Annotated in this window: 10 protein-coding genes; 4 read left to right on the top strand and 6 right to left on the bottom strand. The window is 69.0% G+C overall.

What is annotated here, in order from left to right:
• Nucleotides 1-97: 97 nt before the first annotated feature.
• Genes RWO82_RS13735 through RWO82_RS13725 form a run of 3 tightly spaced genes read right to left on the bottom strand, consistent with a single transcriptional unit; the run spans nucleotide 98 to nucleotide 4,087 of the window.
• Nucleotides 98-1,501 carry an MFS transporter gene (locus tag RWO82_RS13735; protein WP_314428023.1) on the bottom strand — a complete coding sequence of 468 codons (1,404 nt, stop codon included), beginning with the start codon at nucleotides 1,499-1,501 and terminating at the stop codon, nucleotides 98-100.
• 52 nt (nucleotides 1,502-1,553) lie between these two features.
• Nucleotides 1,554-2,558 carry a zinc-binding dehydrogenase gene (locus tag RWO82_RS13730; protein WP_314428021.1) on the bottom strand — a complete coding sequence of 335 codons (1,005 nt, stop codon included), beginning with the start codon at nucleotides 2,556-2,558 and terminating at the stop codon, nucleotides 1,554-1,556.
• Complete coding sequence (locus RWO82_RS13725) at nucleotides 2,555-4,087, bottom strand: mannitol dehydrogenase family protein (protein WP_314428019.1); 1,533 nt, start codon at nucleotides 4,085-4,087, stop codon at nucleotides 2,555-2,557. The genes RWO82_RS13730 and RWO82_RS13725 overlap by 4 nt, the downstream gene beginning before the upstream one ends.
• 150 nt (nucleotides 4,088-4,237) lie before the next feature.
• On the opposite strand from RWO82_RS13725, the gene RWO82_RS13720 reads away from it, so the two are divergent.
• Entirely contained in the window at nucleotides 4,238-5,200 is a 963-nt protein-coding gene (locus RWO82_RS13720) for a LacI family DNA-binding transcriptional regulator (RefSeq protein ID WP_314428017.1), read from the top strand.
• 3 nt (nucleotides 5,201-5,203) lie between these two features.
• On the opposite strand, the gene RWO82_RS13715 is transcribed toward RWO82_RS13720, so the two are convergent.
• The 3 genes from RWO82_RS13715 to RWO82_RS13705 all read right to left on the bottom strand — a co-directional run bounded on the left by RWO82_RS13715 (nucleotide 5,204) and on the right by RWO82_RS13705 (nucleotide 7,872).
• Entirely contained in the window at nucleotides 5,204-5,812 is a 609-nt protein-coding gene (locus tag RWO82_RS13715) for a GntR family transcriptional regulator (protein WP_314428015.1), read from the bottom strand.
• Nucleotides 5,813-6,064: 252 nt separating this feature from the next.
• Nucleotides 6,065-6,691: a response regulator transcription factor gene (locus RWO82_RS13710; protein ID WP_314428013.1), complete on the bottom strand. Its 627-nt coding sequence runs from the start codon at nucleotides 6,689-6,691 to the stop codon at nucleotides 6,065-6,067.
• A complete protein-coding gene (locus RWO82_RS13705; protein WP_314428012.1) occupies nucleotides 6,688-7,872 on the bottom strand; it encodes a sensor histidine kinase in 1,185 nt (394 codons plus the stop codon). Before RWO82_RS13705 ends, RWO82_RS13710 begins: the two co-directional genes overlap by 4 nt.
• 163 nt (nucleotides 7,873-8,035) lie before the next feature.
• Here RWO82_RS13705 and RWO82_RS13700 point away from each other — a divergent pair, with 163 nt between their 5' ends.
• The 3 genes from RWO82_RS13700 to RWO82_RS13690 are packed head-to-tail and all read left to right on the top strand — an operon-like array spanning nucleotide 8,036 to nucleotide 10,198.
• Entirely contained in the window at nucleotides 8,036-9,106 is a 1,071-nt protein-coding gene (locus RWO82_RS13700; protein WP_314428010.1) for an ABC transporter permease, read from the top strand.
• The gene (locus RWO82_RS13695) at nucleotides 9,103-9,798 is read left to right on the top strand and encodes an ABC transporter ATP-binding protein (RefSeq protein WP_314428008.1); all 696 of its coding nucleotides are present in this window, start codon (nucleotides 9,103-9,105) and stop codon (nucleotides 9,796-9,798) included. The genes RWO82_RS13700 and RWO82_RS13695 overlap by 4 nt, the downstream gene beginning before the upstream one ends.
• 31 nt (nucleotides 9,799-9,829) lie before the next feature.
• Entirely contained in the window at nucleotides 9,830-10,198 is a 369-nt protein-coding gene (locus tag RWO82_RS13690) for a hypothetical protein (RefSeq protein WP_314428005.1), read from the top strand.
• The last annotated feature ends 5 nt before the right edge of the window (nucleotides 10,199-10,203 follow it).

Below are 10,203 nucleotides of genomic sequence, written 5' to 3'. Positions count from 1 at the left end.
GGGGGGGGGGGGGGGGGTGGTGGGGGGGGGGGGGGGGGGGGGGGGGGGGGGGGGGCCCCCCCCCCCCCCCCACCCCGGGTCGTGAGCAGCGGCGGGATCAGATCGCGTCGCGCGGGTCGGTCAGGTCGCGACCGGCGACCTCCGGCATCCAGATCGACGCGACGAGTGCGCACAGCGTGAAGACGAACAGCATGATGATGATCGGGATGAACGAGCCCGTGACGGCCGAGACCCATGCCGCGGCGATGACCGGACCCGCGCCGGTCGCGACGATGGCGGCGATCTCGCGTGCCATGGCCGTGAACGTGTAGCGGTTGCGTGAGCCGAACAGCTCGGGGAGCGTGAGGTTCTCGAGAGACGCGAAGCTCATCACCGCGAGGTTGTGCAGCACCACGTAGCCGACGAAGACCTGCACCGTGTCCTTGCTGCTGATCATGAGCATGGTCGGGACGATGAAGATCATCGCGATGATCGCCCACACCATGTACATGCGCTTGCGGCCGAAGCGGTCGCCCAGCCAGCCGGACAGCGGCACGGTGATGAAGGCGACGAGCGACGAGACGATCACGGCGTTGACGCCGATCGAGCGGTCGAGCAGCAGCACGACGGTGATGTAGCTGATCAGGTAGGTCTGGATCATGCCCGAGTTGCCGGCCTGACCGAAGCGCAGCAGGAGCGCGATCGAGAAGGCCTTCCAGGTCTTACGGTTCATCGCCTCGAGCGTGCGGATGTCGTTGGTCTCGGTGGCGAGCTTGACGACCTCGTCGCGCGAGAGCGCCTTGCCGTCGACCACGTCGTCGCGCTCCTCGAAGACCGGGGTCTTCTTGAGGTTGAACCGCACCCAGATCGCGAAGAGCATGATGACCGCGCTGGCGATGAACGGGATGCGCCATGCCCACGCGATGACCTCGTCTTCGCTGTACGCGACGAGCAGGATCGCCCAGATGCCGGAGGCGAGCAGCGTGCCGCAGTTCGTGCCGAGCGCGACCAGCGACGCGATGATGCCGCGGCGCTTGGCCGGTGCGTACTCGGCGAGCATGACGCCCGCGCCCGAGATCTCGGCACCCGCACCGAAGCCCTGCGCGATGCGCAGCAGCACGAGGAGGATCGGCGCGAGCACGCCCACCTGGTCGTAGGTCGGCAGGAATCCGATGAGAGTCGTCGCGAGACCCATCAGCAGGATCGTGTAGAACAGCACCTTCGTGCGGCCGGTCTTGTCGCCGAGACGCGCGAAGAAGAACGCACCCACCGGACGGGCGACGTAGCCGACGCCGTACGTGGCCATCGCGGCGACCACGGCCACGGCCGGATTTTCGGACGAGAAGAAGAGATCTGCGAAGACGAGCGCGGCGGCCAGCGAATACAGCTGGTAGTCCATGAACTCGAGTGCGGTGCCGAGCCACCCGGAGATGGCGGCGCGAACCAGGTCTTTGACCGACCTCTTCGCAGCGGGGTCGACGCCGGCGGGGGCGTCGACGCCGGGGACGGATGAACTGCTCATCGGAATACTCCTTTGTAATGATGTGCGCGGGAGCGCGGGGCAGCGGTGATCGCTAGAGGGCCAGCAGGACCTTCGCCGAGGCCGACGAGTCGCGAGCGAGCTCGAAGGCCCGCACGGCGTCGGATGCCGGGACGACGTGGGAGATGACGGAGTCGAGCGCGTCGGACTCGGCCAACAGGGCGACCGCGTCGTCGATCTCGGTGGAGAAGCGGAATGCGCCGCGGATGGTGAGCTCCTTCGCGAGCATCGGGGCGAGGTTCACGCCGATGTCGGTGTTCGGCAGCATGCCCACCTGCACGACCGTGCCGACGCGTCGAGCGGCCCGCACGGCTGAGGCGAGCGCTGCTCCGACGCCGGAGCACTCGAAGACCACGTCGTAGGACTCGTTCTCGATGGTGTCGCGGCCGACGAGCGACAGCTCGGTCGCGCCCAGAGACGCAGCGCGGTCGAGGGGCTCTTCCCGCACGTCGCTCGCGCCCACGACGGAGGCCCCGGCCTTCTTCGCGGCGGCCACGACGAGCAGGCCGATGGGCCCTGCGCCGATCACGAGCACGCGCTTGCCCGCGATGTCGCCGGCGAGGTTCACCGCGTGGATCGCGACGGCCAGAGGCTCGGCGAGAGCGGCGCGCTCGAGGGGAAGCGACGCCGGAAGCACGCGGATCATCTGCTCTTCGACGATCAGCAGTTCGGATGCTCCGCCCTGACGGTGCGGGGTGGCCGACGCGCTGCCGAAGTAGTCGCCACCGGGGCGCAGGTGCGGATGGTTCTCGAGGCCGGGCACCTCGGCGCCGTAGCGCGCAGGGTGCACGGTGACCGGGGTGCCGGGCGCCAGCCGACCCGACGGATCGAGATCGACGACACCGGAGAGCTCATGACCGGGGGTCAGCGGCTCACGGATCGTGTACTCGCCGTTGGCGCCGTGGAAGTAATAGTGCAGGTCGGATCCGCAGATGCCGACGTAGTTCACCCGGAGGCGCACTTCGCCGTCGCCGGGGGCGGGCACCTCGCGGTCCTCCCAGCGGATGTCTTCCTTGCCGTGGATGGCGAGAGCCTTCATGGCTGCAGCTCCTCTGCGCTGATGAGTGATGATGTGGTGGCGTGGGATGCCGAGACCGCATCCGCGATCGCGGTATCGACGCCGCGCTGCCGGATCGTGTCGACGAGTTCGCCGACGCGGGCGATGAACGCATCGTGTGCTCCGAGTCCATCACCGAAAAGATGCAGGTCGCCGATCACGCGCTGGGCGAGCTCACGGCCGGTGCGGGCGCTCGCCGCGTATCCCGCCAGCCGCTCGCGGGCGCTGTCGCTCATGGCGGCGGCGTGAGGGCCGGGGTCGAAGCCCGGGAGAGGAGCGATGCACGACAGGTAGCCGGCGACGGTCAGGGCGATCAGGTGCGGCATCTCGCCGTGGCGGAGGGCGCGAAGCGCAGGCTCGGGAATGCGCTGACGCAGCTTGACCGAACCGTCGGTGCCGACCTGGCTGGTGCGGTGGCCGAGCGCGCTGTTGGCCCAGCGTTCGAAGAGCTCGCTTTCGTAGGCGCGGATGTCGACGCCGGACGGCACCTCGATCGAGGGCTCGTACTCGTCTCGCAGCACGGTGCGGGCCGCGTTCTCGATGCCGTCGAGTCCGATCGCCTCGGGGATCGTGGCGACGCCGCGCAGCGCGCCGAGGTAGGCGATGAGGGAGTGGGTGCCGTTGAGCAGCCGCACCTTCATCTGCTCGTAGCGTGCGACCTCATCGGTGAAGACGGCTCCGCCGGCCTCCCACGCGGGGCGTCCGCCGGCGAAACGGTCTTCGATCGCCCACATCGTGAAGGGTTCTGCGGGCACGGGGATGTCGTCGCGTGCGCCCAGCAGGGTGCCGACACGGTCGCGCAGCTCGGCGGTGGTCGCGGGCACGATGCGGTCGACCATGCTCGAGGGGAACGACACGGAACCGTCGAGGAAAGTGAGAGCATCCAACGCTTCGGAGCCGGGAAGCTCGTGCAGGAACTCGCGCACCAGCTTCTCGGTGTGGGCGCCGTTCGACGAGAGGTTGTCGCAGCTGAGGATCGAGATCGGAGAGCCACCGGCAGCAGCACGGGCCTGCAGGCCGCGGGCGAGCTGACCGATCGTCGAGCGAGGGGCACCGCCACGGAGGTCGGCGCGCACGGATTCGTCGTCGAGGTCGAGGTGCTGCGTCGCGGGGGAGTAGCTGTAGCCGTTCTCCGTGACGGTGAGGGTCACGATCCGGATGCCGGGGTCGGCGATCTGCGCGATCACGCGCTCGGGCTGCTCGGCGCCGACGAAGGCGTCGGTGTGCACGCCGGGGATGGTCAGCGACGTGCTGCCGGGGCTGATGGTCGCGACCGAGTAGAGCATGTCCTGCGCGTGCATCGCGTCGACGATCGAGCGCGATCGAGAGGCGACGCCGACGATGCCCCAGTCGCCTCCGGCCGTCTCGAGCGCTGCGGCCGTGTAGACGGCCTGATGCGCGCGGTGGAAGCTGCCCAGACCGAGGTGCAGGATTCCCGCCGCAGTCGGGGCGACCAGGGGAGTGGCGCTCGCGGGGGTGGTGCGGCGCAGGACCGGTGTCTCGATGCTCACGCGTCGGCTCCTTCGCTCCGGGCCGGGCACCCGGATGGGTGATCGGCGATGATCGTCCTGAAAACAGTGTGAATGAGTTGTACAAACTTGTCAAGCCATCTTTCATGCGGCTGCAGGACCGTAGGATGACGGGGAGGGTGGGAGCAGAACATGGCGGCGACACTGACGGATGTGGCACGGCGCGCAGGCGTGTCGATCGCCACGGCGTCGCGAGCTTTCGGGGAGCCCGACCGTCTCGCCCCCGCCACGCTCGGCCGCGTGCTCGAGGCCGCGACCGAGCTGGGCTACGCCGCCCCGCAGTCCGCCACGGCGACCCGCACGTTCGGCGTCGTCGTGCCCGATGTGTCGAACCCCGTCTACGCCACGCTGCTCAAGTCGATCCAGGGACAGGCGTGGCACGGGCATCACCGCATCGTGCTGTTCGACGCCGACGAGGATCTGCGCCGCGAACGCGAGCAGATCGAGCAGGCGCGCAAGCTCGACGGAATGCTGCTGTGCTCGCCGCGACTGCCCGACGACGAGGTGCTCGCCCTGGTCGGCGACACCCCCTGCGTGGTGGTCAACAGGCAGATCGACGGCGCCCCCTGCGTGCTGATGGACACCGAGAACGGCCCGGGTCAGGCGATCGAGCACCTCGTCGCCCTCGGCCACACACACATCGCCTACGCGTCAGGTCCGCGCGGCTCGTGGGCAGACATCCGGCGCGCTGACACCGTTGAACGGGCATGCGAGCGCCACGGCATCCGCCTCACCCGCCTCAGCCACCATGCCGCGTCCATCCAGGGCGGGCGTGCGGCGGCGGCCCCGGCCGCAGCGAGCGGTGCGACGGCCGTGATCGCCTACAACGACCTCGTCGCCCTCGGACTCGAGGCAGGACTGCTCGAACTCGGCAAGCGCTGCCCGACCGACATCAGCATCGTCGGCATCGACGACATCGACCTGGCCGGCGCGGTCACGCCCGCGCTCACGACCGTGCGGATGCCGATCGAGCGCAGCGGCGCGCTCGCCGTCGATCTGCTGCTGCAGGCGATGAACGGCACCGCGATCGACGACGTCGTGACGCTGGGGTCTCAGCTGATCGTGCGCGCGTCGACCGCGGCGCCCCGTCCGTGACCCTCACGTCGGCAGTCCATGCAGGGCCCGCGTGGCGGATTCCGCCATCGCCGCGTCTCCGGTCGCGATCGCGCGTCTGAGCAGCTGCCAGGACCCCGGATCGAATGCCTCGATCGCACCCGTCGACTCGAGCACAGCGATGTTGCGCTGGAAAGCCAGCTCCATGTCTCGCATGTGCGCGTGGTGGATGCTGTTGCCCGACCTCGCGGAGAGGAAGGAGAAGACATCACGACGATGGGCCGATCCCATCGTCGCATCGGACGAGCGATCGGCCGCACGATCGACGCGTCGAAGAGCCTCTCGTCGATCTCCGGGTGAGAGTCGGGGAACGCTCTCGTGGGCGGCGAACCCCGCCTGGTATCCGGCGTATCTGATCGACTCGAGAGCTACCTCTGGGGTGACGCGTGTCACTCGGGTGAGTCGTGCAGGGAGCATCTCGACGAGGCCGATCCGCTCCAGCCGCTGCAACGCCTCCCGCACGGGCATCCGCGATACGTGGAACTCGTCGGCGATGGTGACCGATCGCAGGCGCTGGCCCGGCAGGTATCGTCCGTCCACGATCGCGGTGCCGACCGACTCGAAGATCGCGTCGCTGATCAGTCTCTTCGGCATTCTCACCCCCTCCGGTCCTGAGGTCCGGATAAGAGGACGCACAAGCTCGCTGTACCGCGGTTGCGGCCCGGGGAATCCCCCTCCCGGGCCGCAGGCGGTGCGCTGATGTCAGCCGCCCTCCCCCCCCAGCAGGGGCTATGCGTGACTCGGGTCGCAACCGCTGTTCCAGAATATTGAACCGCGACTAACATCCCAGAATGCAAGATCCTGGCGAGAGTGCGACAAGGGCACCGACAGCCGCGACAGCGTCAATCAGCGGATGATGCCTTTCTGACGCGCGGCCGAGACCGCCGCAGTGCGTGAGCTGACGTCGAGCTTCGAGAAGATGTGCGCGAGATGCGACTTCACGGTCGTCTCGCTGACGAAGAGCTCGTCGGCCACCTCGCTGTTCGATCGTCCGGCGGCGACCAGCTCGAGCACCTCGATCTCGCGGCTGCTGAGGCTCACTCGCGGTGCGCGCATGCGATCGAGCAGCCGGGAGGCGATCACCGGGGCGAGTGCGCTCTCGCCTGCGGCGGCGGCGCGCACGGCCGCGGTCAGCTCGTGCGGCGGCGCGTCTTTCAGCAGGTAGCCGCTCGCCCCCGCCTCGACGGCGCCGAGGATGTCGGCGTCCGAATCGTAGTTCGTGAGAACGAGAACGTAGGGCGGCGCGTCGAGCCCGCGTATGCGGCGGGTCGCGTCCACGCCCGACATCGTGCTCTGGGCGCCGAACTGGAGGTCCATCAGCACCACGTCGGGGTTCTCGCGCTCTGCGCACGCGACGGCCTCGTCGGGGGTCGAGGCCTCGGCGACCACCTCGAGATCGTCTTCGAGGCTGAACAGGGCGGTGAGTCCGGCGCGGACGATGGGGTGGTCGTCGGCGATCACGAGCCTGATCACGCGAGCTCCTTCAGCGGGAGGTCGACGGTGAGCCTCGTTCCACGGCCGGATGCCGTGTCGATCTCGAGTCGTCCACCCAGCTGCTGCACGCGTTCGGCGGTGGCGCGCAACCCGAAGGAGTCCGACCTCTCGGCGGTTCCCGATTCGGCGATCTCGGCGTCGAACCCGGTGCCGTCGTCGTCGACCGTGAAGCGCAGATGGTCGTCTTCGACGGCGATGGTCACGGTCGCCGTCGTCGCGTGGGCGTGCTGGATCACGTTCGCGATCGCACCCTGCGTGATTCGCAGGAGCGCCGTCTGGAGGTGCATGGGAAGGATGACCGTGTCGGAGACCCGCACCCGCACGTCGAGTCCCTGCGCTGCCCACTGCGTGGCGCCCAGTCGACGCAGTGCTCCGGCGAGCGTCTGATCGTCGAGCTGCGGAGGCGTCAGCTCGCGGATGAACCGACGCGCCTCGGCGAGGTTCGCCGCAGCAGTCTCCCGCGCGAGCCGGATGTGCTCGATGCCCGGTCGGGTGGGGTCTGCGCGTTCGGCGGCATGCAGCAGCATCTGGATGCTCGAGAGCCCTTGGGCGAGAGTGTCGTGGATCTCGCGAGCGAGCCGTGCGCGTTCGGCCAGAACGCCTGATTCGTGCTCTCGCGCGGCCAGCTGTCCACGGGTCGTGAGCAGCTCGTCGACCAGTGCCTCGCGCTGCCGGGCTTCGGTCGCCAGAGCCTGATAGCCGAGGCCGATCAGGAGCGCGACGCCCGCGCCGACGAAGGGGCCCACCACCCCGCCGACGCTCCACCCGCCGTGGATGCCGAGCGCGAACACCGCGACGACCGTGGCGGCCAGAATCGCGGCCGTGCCCACCCAGCGCCCGAGCAGGTGCAGGTAGAGGAAGAAGAGCGGGAAGACGAGATAGGCGGCGTCGGCGCTCACCCACAGCAGGCCGAGCCACTCCGCCGAGAGCATCGCCAGCCAGAGCAGCGATGTGACACGGCGCCCGCGCGAGAGGTGCGCGAGCAGAGCGCCGGCCGCGTAGGTCGCTGCGAGGACCAGCGCCAGCACGATCGCGGGGGCGCTCGAGTCCGACGGAACGAGCACGGCGCGGGCGACGACGACGCCGATCAGGGCGAAGAACAGCGCGTGCAGGCCCGTCCGCAGCCCCACGAACACCGGGGTGAGAGCGGTACGCGCCATGGTTCGAACTCTACGCCGCCGTGCGTGGCGCGGCATCGTCCGAAAGGACGATCACGGCATCCTCATTCCGGCCGCGGAAGGCCGTGCCCGTGGCCGATGACGCTGCCGGTGCCGACGGCGAGAGTGGAATGGTCGCGCATCGGCGACAGGAAAGGCAGCCACCATGTTCGTCGCATTACGCGATCTCCGCTTCGCCAGGGGTCGATTCGTCCTCATCGGCGCCGTCGTCGCCCTCATCACTCTGCTCGTCGGCTTCCTCAGCGGACTGACGGGCGGCCTCGCCATTCAGAACGTCTCGGGTGTGCTGGCGCTGCCCGCAGACCGCATCGTGTTCTCCGCGCCCTCCGGCGGCGACGGCGCAGCCAGCTTCGCGGACTCCTCGATCACCGAGCAGCAGGCGCACGACTGGGCCGTGACCGCGGGTGTGACCGATGCGCGACCCCTGGGCATCAGTCAGACCCGCGCTGAGACCGAGGACACCCGTGCCGCGATCGCGGTGTTCGGGGTCGAGCCCGGCTTCGATGCGGGCGCCCCCTCCGCCGACGGAGAGCTGAGCCTGTCGACGCCCGCCGCCGACGCGCTCGGAGTGGATGTCGGAGAGCAGATCGAGATCGCGGGCGTCTCCTACGAGGTCGGGATGATCGACGGAGACGCGTGGTACAGCCACACTCCGGTCGTGAAGATGACCCTGCATGACTGGCAGGCGTACTCGGCATCCACAGGCGCTCCGGATGCCTATGCCACCGTCCTCGCCGTCTCGGGCGCCCCCGACTGGGACGCCGCAGATGCCGCGAATGACACGATCTCCGAGACCCCTCTCGGGTCGCTGACGGCGCTGAGCGCGTTCCGTTCCGAGATCGGCTCCCTCCTGCTCATGGTGGCCATGCTGTTCGGAATCTCGGGGCTCGTCATCGGAGCGTTCTTCACGGTGTGGACCATGCAGCGAAAGGGCGACGTGGCCGTGCTCAAGGCGCTCGGAGCGAGCACGCGCTCGCTGGTGCGTGATGCTCTGGGCCAGGCGCTGATCGTCCTGCTGGTCGGCATCGGCACCGGCCTGGGACTGGTCACCGTGCTCGGTCTGCTCGCCGGCACGGCGCTCCCCTTCCTGCTCAGCCCCGTCACGACCCTCCTTCCGGGCGGCATCATGATCGCCCTCGGACTCGCAGGCGCCGCTTTCGCCCTGCGTTCCGTCACCTCCGCCGACCCTCTCACCGCACTCGGGAGCAACCGATGATCCGCCTTAACGACGTCACCCTGACCTTCCCCGATGGAGATGCGCGGGTGACCGCCGTCGACCGTGTCTCCCTGACCGCCCACCCGGGCACCGTCACGGGCATCACCGGGCCGAGCGGCTCGGGCAAGTCGAGTCTGCTCGCTGTCGCCGGCACGCTTCTGCGGCCGGACTCCGGCGAGATCATGATCGACGGACACGACATCACCGCACTCAGCCGGGCCGATGCGACGCAGTTGCGACGCGACCGCATCGGGATCGTGTTCCAGCAGTCCAACCTCATCCCCTCCCTGACCGCTCGTGAGCAGTTGCGTGTCATGAACGAGCTCGGCGCCTCCCGCAGTCGTCGCCGTCGTGCCGCGGCGGGTGACCGGGCCGATGAGCTGCTCGCTGCGGTCGGTCTGGCCGAGCACGGTCACAAGAGGCCGCACCAGCTCTCCGGCGGTCAGCGTCAGCGAGTGAACATCGCGCGAGCCCTGATGAACGACCCGAGCGTTCTGCTGGTCGACGAGCCCACCAGCGCCCTCGACCAGGAGCGCGGAGCAGAGATCATCGATCTGATCCTGAAGCTCACCGACGAGCGCGACACCTCGACGCTGCTCGTCACCCACGACCTCGTGCACCTGCCGCGCATGCACGGAGTGCTGCACCTGGTCGATGGGCGGGTCGTCGACGCCGCCGTTCCCGTGCGCTGAGTCGCGCCGCTCGACCCGGTAGGTTCACAGCATGCGAATGCTCGGAGGGGTGCTCCTGTGGCTCGCGGCCACGGTCATCGGCCTCATCGCCGCCCTCGGCTTCAGCGGTGCGGGTCTCGGGTGGTCGAACGGATTCATCAAGCGAGGCTTCTGGGAAGACGTGGAGAGCGAGATCGGCATCGGCTTGTCGATCTTCGGGCTCGTGGGCTGGCTGGTGCTGCTCGGGTTGTCGACGCTCGTGATGCGAGGGGACGGTCGCGAGACCAGGACGGCGGCACGCCTCACCTTGACCCTTCTCCTCTGCATCAGCCTGGTCGCGGTGGTGCTCGCGTGCGCCATCTCCATCGGGTGGCCCGAGCCTCCCAGCGAATATCCGACACCTCCGTGGAACCGGGCATGAGGCGA

Source organism: uncultured Microbacterium sp., from assembly GCF_963521645.1.
GTDB lineage: Bacteria > Actinomycetota > Actinomycetes > Actinomycetales > Microbacteriaceae > Microbacterium.
This window is presented reverse-complemented; position numbering and strand designations above follow the sequence as displayed.